We start from the raw sequence: 19,888 nt of genomic DNA on the forward strand, positions 1-19,888 counted from the left end.
GGGACCGTCAGTCCCGGGTCATGTCGACGAAGCGCGAGTAGTGGCCCTGGAAGGCCACCGTGATGGTGGCGGTCGGGCCGTTACGGTGCTTGGCGACGATCAGGTCGGCCTCGCCCGCGCGCGGGGACTCCTTCTCGTACGCGTCCTCGCGGTGCAGCAGGATGACCATGTCGGCGTCCTGCTCGATCGAGCCGGACTCGCGCAGGTCGGAGACCATCGGCCGCTTGTCGGTGCGCTGTTCGGGACCACGGTTCAGCTGGGACAGCGCGATGACCGGGACTTCCAGCTCCTTGGCCAGCAGCTTGAGGTTCCGGGACATGTCCGAGACCTCCTGCTGGCGGTTCTCGGCCCGGCGGGAGCCGCCGGACTGCATCAGCTGGAGGTAGTCGATCACGATCAGCTTGATGTCGTTGCGCTGCTTGAGTCGGCGGCACTTGGCCCGGATCTCCATCATCGACAGGTTCGGCGAGTCGTCGATGAACAGCGGTGCCTCGCTGACGTCGGGCATCCGGCGGGCGACCCTGGTCCAGTCGTCGTCCGTCATGTTCCCGGAGCGCATGTGGTGCAGCGCGACCCGGGCCTCGGCGGAGAGCAGGCGCATGGCGATCTCGTTGCGGCCCATTTCGAGCGAGAAGATCACGCTCGGCAGCTTGTGGTGGATCGAGCAGGCGCGGGCGAAGTCCAGCGCGAGGGTGGACTTACCCATGGCGGGGCGGGCCGCGATGACGATCATCTGACCGGGGTGCAGCCCGTTGGTGAGCGCGTCGAAGTCGGCGAAGCCGGTCGGCACGCCGGACATCTGGCCGTTGCGGGAGCCGATCGCCTCGATCTCGTCGAGGGCGCCCTCCATGATGTCGGCGAGCGGCGCGTAGTCCTCGTTGGTGCGCTGCTCGGTGACGGCGTAGATCTCCGCCTGGGCGGCGTTGACGATCTCGTCCACGTCGCCCTCGGCCGCGTAGCCCATGCCGGCGATCCGGGTGCCGGCCTCGACCAGGCGGCGCAGCACCCCGCGTTCGGCGACGATCTGGGCGTAGTACTCGGCGTTGGCCGCGGTCGGGACGGAGTTGACCAGGGTGTGCAGGTAGGAGGCGCCGCCGACGCGCTGCAGCTCGCCGCGCTTGGTGAGTTCGCCGGCCACGGTGATCGGGTCGGCCGGCTCGCCGCGGGCGTAGAGGTCGAGGATCGCGCCGTGGATCATCTCGTGCGCGGGCCGGTAGTAGTCGGCCGGCTTGAGCACCTCGACCACGTCGGCGATGGCGTCCTTGGACAGCAGCATGCCGCCCAGCACGGACTGCTCGGCGGCGAGGTCCTGCGGGGGGACGCGCTCGAAGCCGTCGACCCCGCCCTGGCCGTCGTCGTCCCGGCGGTCCCGGTCGTCCCGGCCCTTGCCGTTCTTCCCGAAGCCGCCCTTGCGGAAGCCCTCGCCGCGGCCGCCACCCTGGCCGTTGCCCTGGCCGCCACCGCCCTGGCCGCCGCGGTTGCGGGAGACCGGCAGCCGGTCGCCGGGGCCGTCCGGGAAGGGGGCGTCGTCGAAGGCGCCGGCCGGGAAGGGATCCTCGGCGTTCTGCCAGTCCTCCTCCGGCGGCGGCGGGGCGTCGTGGTGGTCGTACTGGGGGCCGGTCACGCGTGTTCCCCGATCAGCGAGTGGTGCGAAGTTGGAGCGGGCTTGCCGGTGGCTGGGTGGAGCGGAGCCGCTCCTTTTGTACGCCACGGCACCGACAAATCGGACGCCGGGGTGGGTGAGAGTGTCGGGCGGAGGGCCCACGCTAAGGCGCCGGACGCCCTCGCGCCAAGGCGGTTATCCACAGGGGGTGTGGACGAGTGGCCCTCGACTGTGGAGAACTGCCGCAAAGCTGTGGACACCCCTGTGGAAGCTCCTGTGGATAACCGGACGATCGGTCCACCGTCAACCTGCTGACCTGCGTTTACCTCTTCCGGGGCCTGTGCATGAGAAATTCTTCACACACCGCCGAACGGCCATGACCACGGACCGGACGGAGCTCGCCGCTCACAGTTTCCAGTAATGACTGAATAGGCCATTGGCCTATTACCTGTGGATGAGTACCCTGGAGCGCATGAGCACCGCCCCCACCGAGCCCTCCGGACGCAGCCGCGACCGACGCAGCCACGACCGGGAGATCCTCGCCCTGGCGGTGCCCGCCTTCGGCGCCCTGGTCGCCGAGCCACTGTTCCTGCTGGCCGACTCCGCGATCGTCGGCCACCTCGGCACCCCCCAGCTCGCCGGAGTCGGCGTCGCCTCCGCCGCCCTCACCACGGCCACCGGGGTGTTCGTCTTCCTCGCCTACGCCACCACCGCCGCGGTGGCCCGCCGAATAGGCGCCGGGGACCGCCGGGGCGCCGTCCAGCAGGGCGTCGACGGCCTCTGGCTGGCGCTCGGCCTGGCCGTCCCGGTGGTGCTGCTCACCCTGCTGCTGGCCCCCTGGGCGGCCGAGCTGCTGGGCGCCTCGCCGACCGCGGCGCCGTACGCCGTGACGTACCTGCGGATCAGCTCGCTGGGCATCCCGGCGATGCTCCTGGTGCTGGCCGCCACCGGCGTGCTGCGCGGCCTCCAGGACACCCGCACGCCGCTGGTGGTGGCGGTGGCGGGCTTCACCGCCAACATCGGCCTGAACGCCGGCCTGGTGTACGGCGCCGGCCTGGGGGTGGCCGGCTCCGCCTGGGGCACCGTGCTGACCCAGACCGGGATGGCCGCCGTCTACCTGGTCGTGGTGGTCCGCGGCGCCCGCCGGGAGCGGGCCTCGCTGCGGCCGGACGCAGCCGGCATCCGGGCCGGGGCCAGGGCGGGCGGTCCGCTGCTGGTGCGCACGGTCAGCCTGCGCGCGGTGCTGATGATCGCCACCGCGGTGGCCGCCCGGCTCGGCGACGACCAGGTGGCCGCGCACCAGATCGCCATGACGCTGTTCAGCTTCCTGGCCTTCGCGCTGGACGCCATCGCGATCGCCGGGCAGGCCATCATCGGCCGCTACCTGGGTGCCTCGGACGTCCCGGGCGCCCGGGCGGCCACCCGGCGGATGGTCGAGTGGGGGCTGGGCTCCGGGGTGGTGCTCGGCCTGCTGGTGGTGCTCGCCCGCCCGCTGTACGTCCCGCTGTTCACGCCCGACCCGGTGGTCCAGGGGCAGCTGCACACGGCGCTGCTGCTGCTCGCGCTCAGCCAGCCGGTGGCCGGCCTGGTCTTCGTGCTGGACGGCGTGCTGATGGGCGCCGGGGACGGCCCGTACCTCGCCCGGGCGGCGCTGGCCACCCTGGCGGTGTTCACCCCGGCGGCCCTCGCGGTGCCCGCCACCGGCACCGGGCTGGCCGGGCTGTGGTGGGCGATGAACCTGTTCATGCTGGTCCGCGCGGTCTTCCTGGTCGCCCGCGCCCGCGGCGGACGCTGGCTGGTCACCGGGGCCGTCCGGAGCTGACCGGAACGACCGAGGGCCGGACTCCCCGAGCGGGGAGTCCGGCCCTCAGGCCACTGCTACGGAACTCAGGCAGCCACGACGGCGACGTCGAGGTTGGCCACGACGTCCGAGTGCAGCTTGACCGAGACCTTGTGGGTGCCCACGGTCTTGATCGGCGAGCCGATCGCGACGGCGCGCTTGTCCACAGCCGGACCGCCGGCGGCCTTGATGGCCTCGACGACGTCGGCCTGGGTCACCGAGCCGAACAGACGGCCGGCCTCGCCCGAGCGAACGGCCAGCTTGACCTGGACGCCCTCGAGCTTGCCCTTGACGTCGTTGGCGGCGTCGAGGGTCTGGATCGCGTGGATCTTGCGGGCGCGACGGATAGCGTCGACGTCCTTCTGGCCACCCTTGGTCCAGCGGATGGCGAAGCCACGCGGGACCAGGAAGTTGCGGGCGTAGCCGTCCTTGACCTCGACGACCTCGCCGGCGGAGCCGAGACCCGGGACCTCGTGCGTGAGGATGATCTTCATTACTCGGTCACCCTCTCTTAGCGCGCGGTGCTGGTGTAGGGCAGCAGCGCCATCTCACGGCTGTTCTTCACGGCCGTGGCGACGTCACGCTGGTGCTGGGTGCAGTTGCCGGTGACCCGGCGGGCACGGATCTTTCCGCGGTCGGAGATGTACTTCCGCAGCAGGTTCGTGTCCTTGTAGTCAACGTAGTTGACCTTGTCCTTGCAGAAGACGCAAACCTTCTTCTTCGGCTTGCGAGCAGGCGGCTTCGCCATGGTGTGCTCCATTTGGGGTTCACGGCCCGGCCGGCGTCCGGGGACGCCTGCGGCCGGGCCGCACGAAATCTGTCAGCTCTTTAGAACGGGGGCTCTTCCGAGAAGCCGCCACCGGACGGGGCGCCGCCCCAGCCGCCGCCGCCCTGGTTTCCACCGGACGGAGCGCTGGACGCCCACGGGTCGTCGGAGGGGCCGGACTGGCCGCCGCCGGAGTTTCCACCCCAGCTGCCGCCGCCCTGCTGGCCGCCACCGTTGCCGCCGCCCCAACCGCCCTGGCCGCCGCCGCCCTGCTGGCCGCCGAAGCCGCCCCCGGGGCCGCCGGGGCCACCGGACCGGTTGGCCCGGGTGACCTTCGCGGTCGCCGAGCGCAGGCTCGGGCCGACCTCGTCGACCTCGACCTCGAAGACCGTCCGCTTCTCGCCTTCCTTGGTCTCGTAAGACCGCTGGCGCAGTCGGCCCTGCACGATGACGCGCATGCCGCGCTGCAGCGACTCGGCCACGTTCTCCGCCGGCTGACGCCAGACGTTGCACGTGAGGAAGAGGCTCTCGCCGTCCTTCCACTCGTTCGTCTGACGGTCGAAGGTGCGGGGGGTGGACGCGATGCGGAACTTCGCGACCGCCGCACCCGACGGGGTGAAGCGCAGCTCGGGGTCGTCGACGAGATTGCCGACGAGGGTGATGACGGTCTCGCCTGCCATGGTGGTGATGACCTCTCGGGAAGATGTCCGTTCACCGCTGTTTCACGTGAAACAGCGGACGCGAGCTACCCGAGACCCGAAGGCCTCAGAGGTGGCTCAGTGGGTGTCCGGGCGCAGGACCTTGGTCCGGAGAACCGACTCGCTCAGGCCAAGCTGGCGGTCGAGCTCCTTGACGACCTCAGGCGTGGCCTTGAGGTCGATGACCGAGTAGATGCCCTCGGACTGCTTGTTGATCTCGTAAGCCAGACGGCGGCGACCCCAGGTGTCGACCTTCTCGACCTTGCCGCCGGCGTTGCGGACGACGGCCAGGAAGGACTCGATCAGGGGGGAGACAGCGCGCTCCTCGACCGACGGGTCGAGGATGACCATCAGCTCGTAGTGACGCATGAGTAACCCACCTCCTTTGGACTCAGCGGCCACGGTCTCTCCGTGGCAGGAGGGTTGTGCGTAGCGTCGGCACCGGTGCGGTGACGACTCCGGCCCACCGTAGCGGCCGGGTCCGACAATCGGGCCCCGCCCACCCGGAAGAGGGTGTCACCCGTAAGAGGGCGCAAGGGGGCACAACTACACCAGTGCAGACGGCACAGCCTACCTGCACCCGGACGGCCGAACAAAACGCATAGGGGTTGTGAGACGGACCCAACCGCCGCAATCTGGACGGAACGGGATTCCTGCCCGTTCGTCTCCACGCCAGGAGGTGGGACTCATGGCCCAGTCCGTCCACCGCATGCCCGCCCTCACGCTGAACACCGACGGCCACCCGCACCCCCGCGAGAACACCCTGGTGGCCCTGACGGCCGTGCTGGGCGTGATCGCCTTCACCACCTCGTTCTTCCACAACCTGCACCTGCTGAGCTCGTGGACCGGCCTGGCCGGGATCGTCACGGGCCTGTGGGGCATGTTCGTCTCGGTCACCACCGCCGAACGCTTCGTCCTGATGATCACGCTCGGCGCCTCCGCGATCGGCTTCTACCTCGGCATCGCCCGGGGCGGCCTCTGGGGCTGAGCACCCGGCCCAGGAACCCCCGGCGCCCCCGTCGCGTATCTGGAAGGGACAGGTACCCGACGGGGGCGCCGTCGTGCCCGCACCGGCGGGCGCCCGGGCCCCGGACGATAAGGTCAGCCCGAGAACCTGGGGCCCACCGCAGCCCGACCGACGAGGAGCACCGAGCAATGAGCCTGCGCCTGAGGACGATCACCCGCGAGGAGCACCTCGCCTTCATCAGGAGCCGCGCCTCGGCCAGCCACATGCAGGTGCCGTCCTGGGGCGACGTGAAGGCCGAGTGGCGTTCGGAGTCGATCGGCTGGTTCGACGACGCCGACCAGCTCGTCGGTGCCGGTCTGGTGCTGTACCGCCAGCTGCCGAAGGTCAAGCGCTACCTGGCCTACCTGCCCGAGGGCCCGGTGATCGACTGGTTCGACCGGGACCTGGACCGCTGGCTCTCCCCGATGCTGGCGCACCTGAAGTCGCAGGGCGCCTTCTCGGTGAAGATGGGCCCGCCGATCGTCATCCGCCGCTGGAACGCCCCCACCATCAAGGAGGCCATCGCCGGCAAGCAGGCCAAGCGCCTGCGCGACATCGAGGCCGACTGGTACGAGGCGCGCGCCTTCGAGGTCGCGGACCGGCTGCGCAAGGCCGGCTGGCTGCAGGGCGAGGACGGCGGCGCCGGCTTCGGCGACGTCCAGCCGCGCTACGTCTTCCAGGTGCCGCTGGCCAACCGCTCGCTGGACGACATCCACAAGAACTTCAACCAGCTCTGGCGCCGCAACATCAAGAAGGCCGAGAAGAGCGGCGTCGAGGTGTACCAGGGCGGCTACGACGAGCTGCCGATCTTCCACCAGCTCTACCTGGTCACCGCCGAGCGCGACAAGTTCACCCCGCGCCCGCTGTCCTACTTCCAGCGGATGTGGCAGGCCCTCACCGCCGAGGACCAGAACCGGATGCGGCTCTACATCGCCTACCACGAGGGCGAGCCGCTGGCCGCGACCACGATGCTGGTGGTCGGCGAGCACGTCTGGTACTCCTACGGCGCCTCGGCCAACCACAAGCGCGAGGTCAAGCCCTCGAACGCGATCCAGTGGCGGATGATGCGCGACGCCTACGCCCTCGGCGGCGGCGTGTACGACCTGCGCGGCATCAGCGACACCCTGGACGAGAACGACCACCTGTTCGGCCTGATCCAGTTCAAGGTCGGCACCGGCGGCCAGGCGGCCGAGTACCTCGGCGAGTGGGACTTCCCGCTGAACAAGCTCCTGCACAAGGCCCTCGACCTCTACATGTCCCGCCGCTGAGGAGGCTGCCCCGATGACGCTGTCGCTCTACCTCGACACCGAACGCTGGCGCACCCACCAGCGCTCCGTCCTGGCCGAGTTCCCCGGCCTGGTGCCCGTCGCCAAGGGGAACGGCTACGGCCTGGGCAACCACCGGCTGGCCGAGGAGGCGACCCTGCTCGGCACCGGGGTGCTGGCCGTCGGCACCGCGTACGAGGCGGCCGACGTCGCCGAGTGGTACGGCGGCGAGCTGCTGGTGCTCACCCCCTACCGGGTCGGCGAGGAGGTGCTCCCGCTGCCACACGCCCGGGTGATCCGGACGGTCGCCCGCGTTGACGCGCTGCGCTCGCTGCACGGCGCCCGGGTGGTGCTGGAGTGCATGACCACCATGCGTCGGCACGGCGTGAGCGCGGCCGACCTGCGCACCGTCGCCGCCGAGCTGGACGGCGTGTCCTTCGAGGGCCTCGCCCTGCACCTGCCGATGGACCGGCCGGACGGCTCCAGCCCGGTCGAGGAGGTCATGTACTGGGTGGACACCGCGAAGGCGGCCGGCATCCCGGTGCACACCGTCTTCGTCAGCCACCTGGGCGCGGCCGGCATGGACCAGCTGGCCCAGCGCTACCCGGACACCGTCTTCCGGGCCCGGATCGGCACCCGGCTCTGGCTGGGCGACCACGGCGCGCTGGAGGTCCGGGCCACGGTGCTGGACGTCACCCCGGTGAAGAAGGGCGAACGCTACGGCTACCGCCAGCACCCGGCGTCCGCCGACGGCCACATCCTGGTGGCGGCCGGCGGCACCGCGCACGGCATCGGCCTGGAGGCCCCCAAGTACGTGGCCAGCATGGGCGCGCGCGCCAAGGGCATCGCCCGGGCCGGCCTGGCGACCGTCAACAAGACCAAGTCGCCGTTCCACTGGGCGGGCAAGCAGCTCTGGTTCGCCGAGCCGCCGCACATGCAGGTCTCGCTGCTGTTCCTGGACGGGGAGACCGCGCCCCCCGCGATCGGCGAGGAGCTGGGCCTCCAGGTCCGGCACACCACCACCCACTTCGACCGCGTGGTGGATCGCTGAGCCGCACGGCTACTTCTCGGCCGGCTCCGTCGCCGGTGGCTCCTCCAGCCACTGGTCGAAGGGGCCGGCCGGCGCGTATCCGGCGTAGCTCTCCTCCTCGTGCAGCCGCCGGGCGGCGCCCAGGGTGACCACGTCCGGGGCGTGGTCGAGCACCCCGCCGGAGGGGTCGTCGGTGCCGTCCCAGCGGACCGGGTCGCGCTCCGGGTGGAGGGCGTCCCGGACCACCAGCGCGACCAGGTAGAGCGTGCCGAGCAGGTGCAGCACGATCGCGAAGTGGTACCAGGGCTCGCCGATCCCGTGCTGCTTGGGCCCGGTGACGAAGCCCAGGTGGGACCAGATGCCCAGGGTGTAGAGCACCTCGCAGGCCTGCCAGATCAGCAGGTCCCGCCAGCGCGGCCGGGCCAGCGCCGCGAGCGGCAGCAGCCAGAGCGCGTACTGCGGCGAGTACACCTTGTTGACCAGCACGAACAGTGCGACCACCAGGAAGGCCAGCTGCGCCAACCGCGGCCGGCGGGGCGCTGAGAGGCCGAGCCACGCTATGGCCGCACAGCCCAGCACCATCAGCACCGCGATGTAGAGGTCGAGGTCGGCCAGCCCCACCCCGCGGTTCTGCATCAGGATCAGCCAGAACGAGCCGTAGTCCTCGCCGCGGTGCTTGCTGAAGACGTAGAAGGTCGACCAGCCCTGCCAGTTGGCCAGCATGATCGGCAGGTTGACCAGCAGCCAGGAGCCGACCGCGCCGCCGAGCATCACCCGGAACTCGCGCCACTTCCCGGCCCGCCAGCAGAGCACCAGCAGCGGGCCGATCAGCAGCAGCGGGTAGAGCTTGGCCGCGGTGGCCAGGCCGATGAAGACGCCCGCCCAGCCCGGCCGGGAGCCGGCCCACCAGGCCATCGCCACGGCGGCCAGGGCGACCGCGAGGAGGTCCCAGTTGACCGTGCCGTTGAGCAGCAGGACCGGCGAGAGCGCGAACAGCATCGCGTCCCAGGGGCGCCGGCGGTGGGTGCGCGAGAGCGCGACCACGGCGATCACGGCGCAGGCCATCAGCAGTCCGGCGTTGATCGCCCAGAACCACTGCTCCTGGGCCTGCTCGGTGCCGCCGCCGGGCGTCAGCCAGGCCGCGACCTGCATGAACAGGCCGGTCAGCACCGGGTACTCCAGGTACTGGAGGTCCCCCGTGGTGCCCGGGATCCGGTCCACGTACGGGTGCAGCCCGGCCGCGAAGCCGCGGCCGGAGAACAGGTGCGGGATGTCGCTGTAGCAGGCGTGGATGTACTGCGGCGAGCCCGGCTGGAACCAGGCCTGGTCGTAGCAGGGCAGGTTGTGCACCATGCCGAGCGCCGAGACCACGATCACCGCCAGCGCCAGGACGCGCACCGGGATCCACCAGGAGACGCCGAGCAGCGCCCGGCGCCCGGGCGGACCGCCGATCACCTCGCTGCCGGCCGCCGCCACCCGGTCCTCGTCGGCCGGGACGACCACGGTGTCGACCGGGGGCACGGCCGTGGCGACGGCTGCCGGGAGGGGCCCTGCGGCGCCGTCGGGCCCGTACCGGCCGACGGCTTCGTCACGATCGCTCGACGTCATGCCGGACATCCTGCCGCACCCGCCGCACCGGGACGAGGAGGACCCCGCGGCGGTCCGGCGGTACGGGTGGGGGCGCGCGCGGCGAATCGTGACGAAAACGGCGGTGGCGGCCCTCCGAGGAGGACCGCCACCGCCGTTCCGGGTGTCTCGCTACTGCCCGGCCGCTCCGGCGCCCGGAGTGGCGCCGGTGCTGGTCGGGGTCGGCTTGCCACCGCCACCACCGTTGCCACCGCTGCCACCGGGCGGTGGCGTCGACGGGCAGAAGATGAGGGTGCAGCTGGAGCCCGACGGCGTCGGCCTGTGGGTGGGGCTCGCCGGCGGGGTCGTCTGGCAGTCCACGCCCGGCACGCAACCCCCGCCCGGGGCGGGCTGGGTCGGCTGCTGGGTCGGCTGCTGGACCGGCGCCTGGGTCTGCGCCGGGGGCGACGGGGCCTCGGTCGCGGTCTGGGTGGGCGTCGCGGTGGCCGTGGACGGCGCACCGGAGGAGTCCACCTCGGTGCCGACCGGCTGCGGGGTCGGGAAGTCCACCTTCTTCTCGTTGGCCAGGGCGGCCTTCATGTAGCGGGTGAAGATGTCGGTGGGGATGTCACCACCGTGGATGGACTCCTTGCCGCCGGTGCCGTTGAGGGACTCCCGGTCGTGCTTGCTCGGGTCCTCGCGCCACATCGCGACGCTGGTGACCAGCTGCGGGGTGTAGCCGACCCACCAGGCCGACTTGTTCTGGTCGGTGGTACCGGTCTTGCCGGCCACCGGGCGGCCCAGGCTGTTGGTCTTCGTACCGGTACCGTTCTTGGCCACGTTCACCAGCACGTCGGTGACGTTGTCGGCGACGGCCGGCTCCAGCGCCACCTTGACGTCCTTCTTGCCGAAGCCCGGGCGCTCCTTGCCGTCCACCTCGACCTTGGTGACCGAGTAGGGCTCGGCCTCCTTGCCGCTGGCGGCCAGGGTGCCGTAGCCGGTGGCCATCCGGATCGGGCTGATGGTGGAGGTGCCGAGCGGGAAGGTCGCGGTCTTCGGGTCGGCCAGGCTGTCCCGCTTGATGCCCATCTGCACGGCCATGTCGGCCACGGCCGGACCGCCGACGTCCTGGTTGAGCTGGACGAAGGGCACGTTGTACGACCACTGCATGGCCTGCCGCAGCGAGACGTAGCCGCGCTTGCCGGAGTCCTCGTTCTTCTGCCGGTAGGGCTTGCCGTCGTCTCCGATCACCAGTGAGCCGTCCGGCTTGCGGATCTCGGACATGTCGTCGGCGAGGTAGCGGCTGTCGGCGTTGATCCGCTTCGGCTTGCCGTCGCTGTCCTTCGCGGTCTGCACGCCCACCTGCATCGCGGTGGCGAGCACGAAGGGCTTGAAGGTCGAGCCGACCTGGACACCGGTGGCGTTGGCGTTGTTGTCGAAGTGGTTGTTCTCCACGCCGTCGCCGCCGTAGATCGCCACCATCGCACCGTCACCGGGGCGGATGCTGGCGGCGCCGAACTGGACGAAGGTGTCGTTGTTGGGGCGCTTCTGCGGGTCGAGGTTCTCGGCCTTGACGTCGTCGACGGCCTTCTTCAGGGCGTCGACCTTGTCCTTCTCGAAGGTGGTGTAGATCTTCAGACCACCCTTGTCGATCATCTGCTGGGTGACCGACTTGTCGGTGGCCATCACGTACTGGTTGGCGGTGTCGACCAGGTAGCTGATCTCACCGTTCATGTTGGAGCTGGGCTTCAGCGGGATCGGCTCGGGGAAGGTGGTGCACTTCGCCCGCTCCTCCGGAGTGGCGTTGTGGGTGGTCACCATCCGGTCCAGGATCCACTTCCACCGCTCCACGGCGCGGTCGTGGTTGGCCGGCTTGGAGGGGTCGTAGTAGTTCGCACCCTTCAGCAGGCCGGCCAGCATGGCGCTCTGGCAGAGGTTCAGGTCCTTGGCGTTGACCCCGTAGTAGGCCTGGGCGGCGGCCTGGGCCCCGTTGGCGTTGCGGCCGAACCAGCTGGTGTTGAGGTAGCCCTTGAGGATGTCGTCCTTGGACTTCTGCTGGTTGATCTTCAGCGTGATGAAGAATTCCTTCATCTTGCGGCTGATGGTCTGTTCCTGGCTGAGGTAGGCGTTCTTCACGTACTGCTGGGTGATCGTCGAGGCGCCCTGGGTCTCGCCGCCCTTCGCCATGTTGTACACGGCGCGCAGCATGCCCTTGGGGTCGATGCCGCTGTCGGTGCGGAAGGTCTCGTTCTCGGCCGAGATGACGGCGTTCTGCAGGGTCGGGTTGATGTCGTTGAGCTCGACGATCTGCCGGTTGGTCTCGCCCTTGCGGGTCATCTCCGAACCGTCGGCCCAGTAGTAGATGGTGTTCTGGTCCTTCACCAGGTCCTTGAGCTCCGGGACGGTGGTGGTCTGGTACAGGTAGAACACGCCCGCCACGCCGGCGGCGAAGAACAGCAGGAAGACGCTCAGCACCTGCTTCCAGGACGGCAGCCAGCGCCGGACGCCGGTCTTGCCCCAGCGCGGGTAGTCGATGAAGCGCTTCTTGCCCGGGTCGGCGGCCGCCGCGGCGGAAGCGCCGGCGCCACCGCGCCGGCCGCCACCGCCCTTGCCCTTCTTCTGCGCGGCCTTGCGCATCTCGGCACGGCCCATCCGGGGCTGTTGGGCGGTCTCCCGGACGCCGGGCGGGCGTCGGCGGCCGATGCCGTCCGAGGCCAGCTCGTCGGGCCCGGGGCCGCCCCGACGGCCTCCGCCTCCCGGGGGCTGCTGCCCGTCACCGCCCGGGTTGGGCGTCCTTCGCCGTCGCTCGCTCATGTTTCCAGCCACTCCTCGCCAGGCCTGATCGGCCTGAAGGCAGGGTTCCTGTCCGATGCTCGGACCGCCCTAACCCCGGAGGTTGGTCCTCGTGCACACGCGACAGCGTACGCAGCGGGGAATCAGAACTAATCGGGCATCAGTCGCCAATAACCACAAAACGGCGTCAGATCATTACACGCCCGTTGCCAAGCCCACCCGCGCGTCGGCTTGTGATCACATTCACGCGTGCCCCCCTTGCCCCTTCCGGGGGTCGGGTTTACTGTTCTCGATATATCGAGCCGATACATCGAAGCGGTATACCCGCCGATGCAGCGGCCGCAGCGAAGGTCGAGAGAAAGGAGGACGACGGCAGTGGGCAGACGCTCAGGAGTGCTGGAGTTCGCCGTTCTCGGCCTGCTCCATGACGCCCCGATGCACGGCTACGAGCTGCGGAAGCGGCTCAACATCCTGCTCGGAGCGCTGCGGGCACTCTCCTACGGAACGCTCTACCCGTGCCTGAAGAGCCTGGTCGCCCAGGGTTTCCTGGTCGAGGACAACCCGGACGTCGAGTACGTCCCGGCCACCGCGCTCAACGGCAAGCGGTCGAAGATCGTCTACCGGCTCTCCCCCGAGGGGAAGCAGCGCTTCGAGGAGCTGCTCGCCGACTCCGGTCCGGACGCCTGGGAGGACGAGCGCTTCGGCGTTCACTTCGCCTTCTTCGGCCAGACCGACCGGGCGGTCCGGATGCGCGTCCTGGAGGGTCGCCGCAGTCGGCTGGAGGAGCGCCTGGAGCGGATGCGCAGCTCGCTGGCCCGCGCCCGCGAACGGTTCGACGACTACACCGTCGAACTCCAGCGGCACGGCCTGGAGTCGGTGGAACGCGAGGTCCGGTGGCTCAACGAGCTGATCGAGACCGAGCGGGCCAACCGCACCGGCCGGCCCGGGCCCGCCACCGGGACCCCCGGAACCACCGCCGTACCCCACACGACTTCGGACGGCCGTGGCCAGGAGACCGGGTCCCCCGACCCGTCCGGGCCACCGTACGACCGCCCGGGGCGCTCCGCCCAGGAGCGCTGACGCCGCGTCAGCCCGGTGCCACGCGGCAGGAGTGGGCGCCTCGCGCCCGTACAAGCAGTCATTCGAAGAAGCAGGACGAGTGCCGTCGACTCTGACGGCCCTCATGAGATCACAGGGAGCAACCGGAATGGGTTCGGTTCGCGTAGCCATCGTGGGCGTGGGCAACTGCGCCGCGTCGCTGGTGCAGGGTGTCGAGTACTACAAGGACGCCGACCCGGCCGGCAGGGTCCCCGGGCTGATGCACGTCCAGTTCGGTGACTACCACGTCCGCGACGTGGAGTTCGTCGCCGCCTTCGACGTCGACGCCAAGAAGGTCGGCTTCGACCTGGCCGACGCCATCGGCAGCAGCGAGAACAACACCATCAAGATCTGCGACGTCCCGCCGACCGGCGTGACCGTCCAGCGCGGCCACACCCTCGACGGCCTGGGCAAGTACTACCGGGAGACCATCGAGGAGTCGGACGAGGCCCCGGTCGACGTCGTCCAGGTCCTCAAGGACCAGCAGGTCGACGTCCTGGTCTGCTACCTGCCCGTCGGTTCCGAGGCCGCGGCCAAGTTCTACGCCCAGTGCGCCATCGACGCCAAGGTCGCCTTCGTGAACGCCCTGCCGGTGTTCATCGCGGGCACCAAGGAGTGGGCGGACAAGTTCACCGAGGCCGGCGTGCCGATCGTCGGTGACGACATCAAGTCCCAGGTCGGCGCCACCATCACGCACCGCGTGATGGCCAAGCTGTTCGAGGACCGCGGTGTCATCCTCGAGCGCACCATGCAGCTGAACGTCGGCGGCAACATGGACTTCAAGAACATGCTCGAGCGCGAGCGCCTGGAGTCCAAGAAGATCTCCAAGACCCAGGCCGTCACCTCGCAGATCCGCGACCGCGAGCTGGGCGCCAAGAACGTCCACATCGGTCCCTCGGACTACGTGGCCTGGCTGGACGACCGCAAGTGGGCGTACGTCCGCCTGGAGGGTCGCGCGTTCGGCGACGTCCCGCTGAACCTGGAGTACAAGCTCGAGGTCTGGGACTCCCCGAACTCCGCCGGTGTCATCATCGACGCCGTCCGCGCCGCGAAGATCGCCAAGGACCGCGGCATCGGCGGCCCGATCCTGTCGGCCTCCTCGTACTTCATGAAGTCGCCGCCGGTCCAGTACTTCGACGACGAGGCCAAGGAGAACGTCGAGAAGTTCATCCGCGGCGAGGTCGAGCGCTGAGCGCAGTGCTGACTGTCGGTAGGGGCTCCTAGCTCCTCCGAAGGGCTCACGATCATCCGATCGTGAGCCCTTCACTGTTCCGCGGCGAATGTTTCACGTGAAACGGCGACCGGTTCCATGGCACCCTGAGCGGGTGGCGATCACCGAGAACGGCAGCACCCACCAGTCCGCGCACAGCGCCACGCTCCTCGGTCTGCTCCGCGGCCGGGACTTCCGCCGGCTGCTGACCGCCCGGGTGCTCTCCCAGCTCTCCGACGGCGTCTTCCAGGTCTCGCTCGCCGCCTACGTGGTCTTCTCCCCCGAGAAGCAGTCCTCCCCCGCCGACATCGCCTCGGTGCTGGCCGTGATGCTGCTGCCGTTCTCGGTGATCGGCCCGTTCGCCGGGGTGCTGCTGGACCGCTGGCGCCGCCGCCAGGTGCTCTACTTCGGCAACCTGGCCCGCTTCGGCCTGGGCCTGGGCACCGGCGCGCTGCTCCTGGTCAAGGCGCCGACCTGGCTGTTCTTCGCCTCGGCGCTGCTGGTCACCGCGCTCAACCGGTTCATCCTGGCCGGGCTCTCGGCCGCACTGCCCCGGGTGGTCGAGCAGGACCGGCTGGTCACCGCCAACGCCCTCTCCCCCACCCTCGGGACGGTCGCCGCCGCCTCGGGCGGGGGCCTCGGCTTCCTGCTGCACCAGGTGATGGCCCCCGGGCCGAAGGCGGACGCCGCGCTGGTCACCGTCGCCTCGCTGCTCTACCTGTCGGCCGCGCTGGCCGCCCGCCGGATGGACCGCGACCTGCTCGGCCCGGAGCGGCACGGCGAACGACCCGCGCTCGGCCAGGCGCTGGTGCGGGCCGCCGTCGAACTCGGCGCCGCCGTGCGCCACCTGGTCCGGGACTGCCGCCCGGCCGTGCACGCGCTGGCCGCCGTCACCGCGGCCCGGTTCTGCTACGGCGTGCTGATCGTGGTCGTGGTGATGCTCGCCCGGTACACCTTCAACGACCCGACCGACAGCGCCGCCGGACTGGCCACCCTCGGCCAGGCGGTCGGGCTGTCCGCCGCCGGGTTCTTCGTCGCCGCGCTGGTCAGCCCCTGGTGCACCCGCCGGCTGGGCCTGGCCGGCTGGATGACCGCCTGCCTGCTCGCCCCGGTGGTCTTCGTGCCCGCGCTGGGCCTGTTCTTCGCCCCGGTCCCCACCCTGGCCGCCGCCCTGCTGCTCGGGGTGGTCACCCAGGGCACCAAGATCTGCGCCGACACCGTGGTGCAGGAGTCGGTCGAGGACGAGTTCCGCGGCCGGGTCTTCGCCATCTACGACGTGCTGTTCAACGTCGCCTTCGTGGCCGCCGCCCTGGTCACCGCGCTGGTGCTGCCGCTGTCCGGCCGCTCGGTCGCGGTGGTCGTCGGGGTGGCCGTGGTGTACGCGCTGACGGCCGTCGTCTACCTGCGGGCCGCCCGGCGGTCCGGGCCGCTCCCCGGCGACGCCCACTGAAACCGTCCGGTAGCGGAATCGAAACCACCTCGTCCCGAAACCCCGGTCCGACCACCGGGCCGATTGCGTCCGACCCAGTCGCTAAGGTACGTAAACCTGTCGGAACGACAGCACTCGGTCTCGGGGGACGAACTGATGAGCACACCGACCGGCCCGTACGGGCCGCCGCAACCGGCCGCGCCCGGATTCGGTCCGCCCCCGGCGTCCTACCCGCAGGCGCCGCCCTACCCGCAGGCGCCGTACGGGCAGCAGCCGTACGCCCCGGGCCCGTACGGGCCGCCGCCCCAGCCCCAGCCGCCCCGGCCCCAGCCGTCGTACGGCCAACCGCCGTACGGCCAGCAGCCCTACGGGCAGGCACCGTACGGCCACCCCCAGCCCGGCGCGGTGCCCCCGGCGCCACCCGCCAAGCGCGGCGGCCGGTCCAAGCTGCGGATCGTCGGTCTGATCGGCGGCTGCGCCGCGCTCGCGGTCGGCTACTTCGTCGCCGGCCCGAGCGTCAGCAGCGCCAAGCCCGGCGACTGCGTCCAGGTGAGCGGCGCCCGCGACGTCTCGATCGTCAACTGCACTGACCGCAAAGCGAATTACAAGGTGCTGTCGAAGTTCACCGGCACCACCGACGTGAACCGCTGCCGGCAGACCCCGCAGACCACCAGCGCCGTCTCGGGCAAGAGCGGCCGCCGCTGGAACAAGACGCGGTACGTGCTCTGCCTCGGCCCACTGACCCCCACCACCACCGGCTACCCGCCGGTGAAGAAGTCCTGACCCTGCCACCGACCTTCCCCGGGGGACCTTTTGTCCGCTCCACCTCCGCCCCAGATGCCCTACGGCCCGCCGCCCGGTGACGGCAACCCGTACGGCGGCGGCCCGTACGGCTCGCCGCCCCCGCCGCCGCCCGGCTACGGCTACCCGAGCGCCCCGCCGCCGGAGCAGCCCTACGGCGCCCAGCCGCCCGGGTACGGCTACCCGCCGCCCGCCCCGATGGACGGGGAGACCTGCCGGTTCTGCGGCGGCTTCCCCGCCGTACGCGCCACCGTCCGCGGCCACCAGGGCCTGATAGTCGCCTTCCGGATGCTGCGGATGCACGGCCCGTTCTGCCGCACCTGCGGGACGGCCACCGTCCGCGACATGTCCGCCCGGACGCTGGTCCAGGGCTGGTGGAGCTGGGTCTCGCCGCTCCTGACCGTGATCACCCTGCTGCTGAACCTCGGCGCCAACGGCCGGATCAAGCGGCTGCCGCCGCCCATGCCGGGCACCCACGGCCCCCAGCTCGACCCGGGCACCCCGCTGGGCAGCCGCCCGCACATCGCGATGCTGCTGGTGCCGGTCTCCCTGCTGACCACCGGGATCCTGGTGGTCACCGGCGTGATCGGCCCGAAGAACGACCCCGGCAGCACGATCGGGTCGTCGACGCCGACCTACACCACCGCGCACTCGCCGTCGCCGCTGCCGATGCCCACCTACAGCTACACCCCGCCGCCGGTGGTGCCGATGCCGAGCTTCACCATGCCGAGCATCACCCTGCCGCCGCCCGCCACCCCGGCGGCCAAGGACGACGTCGACAGCGCCGGCATCGGCGACTGCCTGCGCAACGAGAACAGCAACGGCACGGGCGACGACGACCACCCGAACATCACCGTGCTGCCCTGCACCGACCCCAAGGCGCAGTACAAGGTGGTCTACAAGTACTTCGGCACCTCGGACGACAAGTCCTGCCAGAAGCAGCCGAAGTCGGACAGCTCCTACACCCGTACCTACAGCAAGCTGCCCTCGCTCGACTACGTGCTCTGCCTCAAGCACGTCAACAACTGAGCGGACACCGACGGCGGCCACCCCCTCGCTCTCCGAGGGGGTGGCCGCCGCTCGTCGTGGGGGGCGCCGCCCCGGTCAGCCCTGCTGCCCGGCCCACCAGGTCCGCAGCGCCGCGACCGCCTCGTCGGGTTCCATCGGCCCGTGCTCCAGCCGCAGTTCGAGCATGTGCTTGTACGCCTTGCCGACCGCCGGGCCCGGCTTCAGCCCGAGCAGCTCCATGATCTGGTTGCCGTCCAGCGCCGGGCGGATGGCGTCCAGCTCCTCCCGCGCCTTCAGCTCGGCGATCCGCGACTCCAGGCCGTCGTAGGTGCGCGACAGCATGGCGGCCTTCTTCTTGTTGCGGGTGGTGCAGTCGGAGCGGGTCAGCTTGTGCAGGCGCTCCAGCAGCGGCCCGGCGTCGGTGACGTAGCGGCGCACCGCGGAGTCGGTCCACTCGCCGCCGCCGTAGCCGTGGAAGCGCAGGTGCAGCTCGACCAGGCGCGAGACCTCCTCGGTGAGCTCCTTGGAGTACTTGAGCTCGCGCATCCGCTTGCGGGTCATCTTGGCGCCGACCACCTCGTGGTGGTGGAAGGAGACCCGGCCGTCCGACTCGAAGCGGCGGGTGCGCGGCTTGCCGATGTCGTGCAGCAGCGCGGCCAGCCGCAGGGTGAGGTCCGGGCCGTCCTGCTCCAGGGCGATGGCCTGCTCCAGGACGGTCAGCGAGTGCTCGTAGACGTCCTTGTGCCGGTGGTGCTCGTCGCTCTCCAACTGGAGCGCGGGCAGTTCCGGCAGCACGTGCCCGGCCAGGCCGGTGTCGACCAGCAGCCGCAGGCCCTTCACCGGGTGCGCGGCCAGCAGCAGCTTGTTCAGCTCGGCCTGCACCCGCTCGGCGGAGACGATGGTGATCCGCTCGGCCATCGCGGTCATCGCGGCGACCACCTCGGGCGCCGGGTCGAAGTCCAGCTGGGCGGCGAAGCGGGCGGCCCGCATCATCCGCAGCGGGTCGTCGGAGAAGGACTCCTCGGGGGTGGCGGGGGTGCGCAGCACCCGGGCCTCCAGGTCCTCCAGGCCGTGGTGCGGGTCGACGAAGCCGCGGCCGGGCAGGTCGACGGCCATCGCGTTGACCGTGAAGTCCCGGCGGACCAGGTCCTGCCCGATGGTGTCGCCGTAGGTCACCTCGGGCTTGCGGGAGGTGCGGTCGTACGCCTCGGAGCGGTAGGTGGTGATCTCGATCAGGAAGGAGCCCTCGGGGGTGTCCTTGCGGGCGCCGACGGTGCCGAAGGCGATGCCGACGTCCCAGACCGCGTCCGCCCAGCCCTTGACCAGCTTGAGCACCTGCTGCGGCCGGGCGTCGGTGGTGAAGTCGAGGTCGTTGCCGAGCCGGCCGAGCAGCGCGTCCCGGACCGAGCCGCCGACCAGGGCCAGCCGGTGACCGGCGGCCTGGAACCGGCGGGCGATCTCGTCGGCGACCGGCGACACCCGCAGCAGCTCTTGCAGCCCCAGGGTCTGGGCCTCGCTCAGTCCTGGGACGGTCTGGACGTCGGTGCTGGAACGATCGGTGCGCGCGGTGGGCTCATTGGCAGTGGACACGGCTCACAAGGGTACGTGCCCCGGAAGGTCAACCGCCCGCGCGTTTTGGGCGTCTCACCCCACAGCCCGCAACACTGCACCCCAGGCTGGATCGTTACCATGCCGGTGGACGAAGCGCGGACACCGGAACCGGGGATGCGGTGTCGCGTTCCGCCGTGCCGACGGAACCTCCGTGGCAGCAGGGT

The 19,888-nt window shown here is 70.8% G+C and carries 17 protein-coding genes; 9 read left to right on the forward strand and 8 right to left on the reverse strand.

Features of this window, described 5'->3' with window-relative positions; genetic code table 11:
- Positions 1-7: 7 nt before the first annotated feature.
- Entirely contained in the window at positions 8-1,495 is a 1,488-nt protein-coding gene (gene dnaB, locus ACZ47G_RS04045) for a replicative DNA helicase (RefSeq protein ID WP_465740030.1), read from the reverse strand.
- Between the two features lie 580 nt (positions 1,496-2,075).
- Here dnaB and ACZ47G_RS04050 point away from each other — a divergent pair.
- Positions 2,076-3,425: an MATE family efflux transporter gene (locus tag ACZ47G_RS04050; RefSeq protein WP_465739852.1), complete on the forward strand. Its 1,350-nt coding sequence runs from the start codon at positions 2,076-2,078 to the stop codon at positions 3,423-3,425.
- Positions 3,426-3,490: 65 nt separating this feature from the next.
- Here ACZ47G_RS04050 and rplI read toward each other — a convergent pair whose 3' ends face one another.
- From rplI to rpsF, 4 genes are all read right to left on the reverse strand, one after another.
- Positions 3,491-3,937 (reverse strand): 50S ribosomal protein L9, encoded by a 447-nt coding sequence (gene rplI, locus ACZ47G_RS04055; RefSeq protein WP_380458452.1) that lies wholly within the window; start codon positions 3,935-3,937, stop codon positions 3,491-3,493.
- 17 nt (positions 3,938-3,954) lie between these two features.
- Entirely contained in the window at positions 3,955-4,191 is a 237-nt protein-coding gene (gene rpsR, locus ACZ47G_RS04060; protein WP_030059640.1) for a 30S ribosomal protein S18, read from the reverse strand.
- Between the two features lie 80 nt (positions 4,192-4,271).
- On the reverse strand, positions 4,272-4,889 hold the full coding sequence (locus tag ACZ47G_RS04065; RefSeq protein ID WP_380458450.1) for a single-stranded DNA-binding protein: 618 nt from the start codon (positions 4,887-4,889) through the stop codon (positions 4,272-4,274).
- A gap of 96 nt (positions 4,890-4,985) precedes the next feature.
- Positions 4,986-5,276, reverse strand: a complete 291-nt coding sequence (gene rpsF / locus ACZ47G_RS04070; protein WP_188298654.1) for a 30S ribosomal protein S6 — start codon at positions 5,274-5,276, stop codon at positions 4,986-4,988.
- A 319-nt stretch (positions 5,277-5,595) separates the two neighbouring features.
- Between rpsF and ACZ47G_RS04075 the strand changes: the two genes are divergently transcribed.
- The 3 genes from ACZ47G_RS04075 (at position 5,596) to ACZ47G_RS04085 (ending at position 8,229) form a co-directional block, all read left to right on the forward strand.
- Positions 5,596-5,895, forward strand: a complete 300-nt coding sequence (locus tag ACZ47G_RS04075; protein ID WP_350506555.1) for a hypothetical protein — start codon at positions 5,596-5,598, stop codon at positions 5,893-5,895.
- Positions 5,896-6,062: 167 nt separating this feature from the next.
- Positions 6,063-7,181, forward strand: a complete 1,119-nt coding sequence (locus ACZ47G_RS04080; RefSeq protein WP_363429774.1) for a lipid II:glycine glycyltransferase FemX — start codon at positions 6,063-6,065, stop codon at positions 7,179-7,181.
- Positions 7,182-7,194: 13 nt separating this feature from the next.
- Positions 7,195-8,229, forward strand: a complete 1,035-nt coding sequence (locus ACZ47G_RS04085; protein ID WP_465739853.1) for an alanine racemase — start codon at positions 7,195-7,197, stop codon at positions 8,227-8,229.
- Between the two features lie 9 nt (positions 8,230-8,238).
- On the opposite strand, the gene ACZ47G_RS04090 is transcribed toward ACZ47G_RS04085, so the two are convergent.
- Together ACZ47G_RS04090 and ACZ47G_RS04095 are read right to left on the reverse strand one after the other, a co-directional pair.
- Positions 8,239-9,816 carry a glycosyltransferase family 87 protein gene (locus ACZ47G_RS04090; protein WP_465739854.1) on the reverse strand — a complete coding sequence of 526 codons (1,578 nt, stop codon included), beginning with the start codon at positions 9,814-9,816 and terminating at the stop codon, positions 8,239-8,241.
- Between the two features lie 150 nt (positions 9,817-9,966).
- On the reverse strand, positions 9,967-12,588 hold the full coding sequence (locus ACZ47G_RS04095; protein WP_465739855.1) for a transglycosylase domain-containing protein: 2,622 nt from the start codon (positions 12,586-12,588) through the stop codon (positions 9,967-9,969).
- A gap of 354 nt (positions 12,589-12,942) precedes the next feature.
- On the opposite strand from ACZ47G_RS04095, the gene ACZ47G_RS04100 reads away from it, so the two are divergent.
- From ACZ47G_RS04100 to ACZ47G_RS04120, 5 genes are all read left to right on the forward strand, one after another.
- Positions 12,943-13,647, forward strand: coding sequence for a PadR family transcriptional regulator (locus ACZ47G_RS04100; RefSeq protein WP_380458441.1), 705 nt, complete (start codon positions 12,943-12,945; stop codon positions 13,645-13,647).
- Between the two features lie 127 nt (positions 13,648-13,774).
- A complete protein-coding gene (locus ACZ47G_RS04105) occupies positions 13,775-14,857 on the forward strand; it encodes an inositol-3-phosphate synthase (RefSeq protein WP_465739856.1) in 1,083 nt (360 codons plus the stop codon).
- A 133-nt stretch (positions 14,858-14,990) separates the two neighbouring features.
- The gene (locus tag ACZ47G_RS04110) at positions 14,991-16,325 is read left to right on the forward strand and encodes an MFS transporter (protein WP_465739857.1); all 1,335 of its coding nucleotides are present in this window, start codon (positions 14,991-14,993) and stop codon (positions 16,323-16,325) included.
- 135 nt (positions 16,326-16,460) lie between these two features.
- Positions 16,461-17,087: an LppU/SCO3897 family protein gene (locus tag ACZ47G_RS04115; RefSeq protein WP_465739858.1), complete on the forward strand. Its 627-nt coding sequence runs from the start codon at positions 16,461-16,463 to the stop codon at positions 17,085-17,087.
- A gap of 54 nt (positions 17,088-17,141) precedes the next feature.
- The gene (locus ACZ47G_RS04120) at positions 17,142-18,134 is read left to right on the forward strand and encodes an LppU/SCO3897 family protein (protein WP_465739859.1); all 993 of its coding nucleotides are present in this window, start codon (positions 17,142-17,144) and stop codon (positions 18,132-18,134) included.
- A gap of 75 nt (positions 18,135-18,209) precedes the next feature.
- Here ACZ47G_RS04120 and ACZ47G_RS04125 read toward each other — a convergent pair whose 3' ends face one another.
- The gene (locus ACZ47G_RS04125; RefSeq protein WP_465740031.1) at positions 18,210-19,634 is read right to left on the reverse strand and encodes a CCA tRNA nucleotidyltransferase; all 1,425 of its coding nucleotides are present in this window, start codon (positions 19,632-19,634) and stop codon (positions 18,210-18,212) included.
- Between the last annotated feature and the right edge of the window lie 254 nt (positions 19,635-19,888).

The sequence above is a fragment of the Kitasatospora sp. NPDC030952 genome (genome assembly GCF_055571335.1).

Bases quoted from the DNA above. Each gene is read 5' to 3' on its own strand.
- ACZ47G_RS04050 (WP_465739852.1), top strand. From the start codon at position 2,076: ATGAGCACCGCCCCCACCGAGCCCTCCGGACGCAGCCGCGACCGACGC.
- rplI (WP_380458452.1), bottom strand. From the start codon at position 3,937: ATGAAGATCATCCTCACGCACGAGGTCCCGGGTCTCGGCTCCGCCGGC.
- rpsR (WP_030059640.1), bottom strand. From the start codon at position 4,191: ATGGCGAAGCCGCCTGCTCGCAAGCCGAAGAAGAAGGTTTGCGTCTTC.
- ACZ47G_RS04065 (WP_380458450.1), bottom strand. From the start codon at position 4,889: ATGGCAGGCGAGACCGTCATCACCCTCGTCGGCAATCTCGTCGACGAC.
- rpsF (WP_188298654.1), bottom strand. From the start codon at position 5,276: ATGCGTCACTACGAGCTGATGGTCATCCTCGACCCGTCGGTCGAGGAG.
- ACZ47G_RS04075 (WP_350506555.1), top strand. From the start codon at position 5,596: ATGGCCCAGTCCGTCCACCGCATGCCCGCCCTCACGCTGAACACCGAC.
- ACZ47G_RS04080 (WP_363429774.1), top strand. From the start codon at position 6,063: ATGAGCCTGCGCCTGAGGACGATCACCCGCGAGGAGCACCTCGCCTTC.
- ACZ47G_RS04085 (WP_465739853.1), top strand. From the start codon at position 7,195: ATGACGCTGTCGCTCTACCTCGACACCGAACGCTGGCGCACCCACCAG.
- ACZ47G_RS04090 (WP_465739854.1), bottom strand. From the start codon at position 9,816: ATGACGTCGAGCGATCGTGACGAAGCCGTCGGCCGGTACGGGCCCGAC.
- ACZ47G_RS04095 (WP_465739855.1), bottom strand. From the start codon at position 12,588: ATGAGCGAGCGACGGCGAAGGACGCCCAACCCGGGCGGTGACGGGCAG.
- ACZ47G_RS04105 (WP_465739856.1), top strand. From the start codon at position 13,775: ATGGGTTCGGTTCGCGTAGCCATCGTGGGCGTGGGCAACTGCGCCGCG.
- ACZ47G_RS04115 (WP_465739858.1), top strand. From the start codon at position 16,461: ATGAGCACACCGACCGGCCCGTACGGGCCGCCGCAACCGGCCGCGCCC.
- ACZ47G_RS04120 (WP_465739859.1), top strand. From the start codon at position 17,142: ATGCCCTACGGCCCGCCGCCCGGTGACGGCAACCCGTACGGCGGCGGC.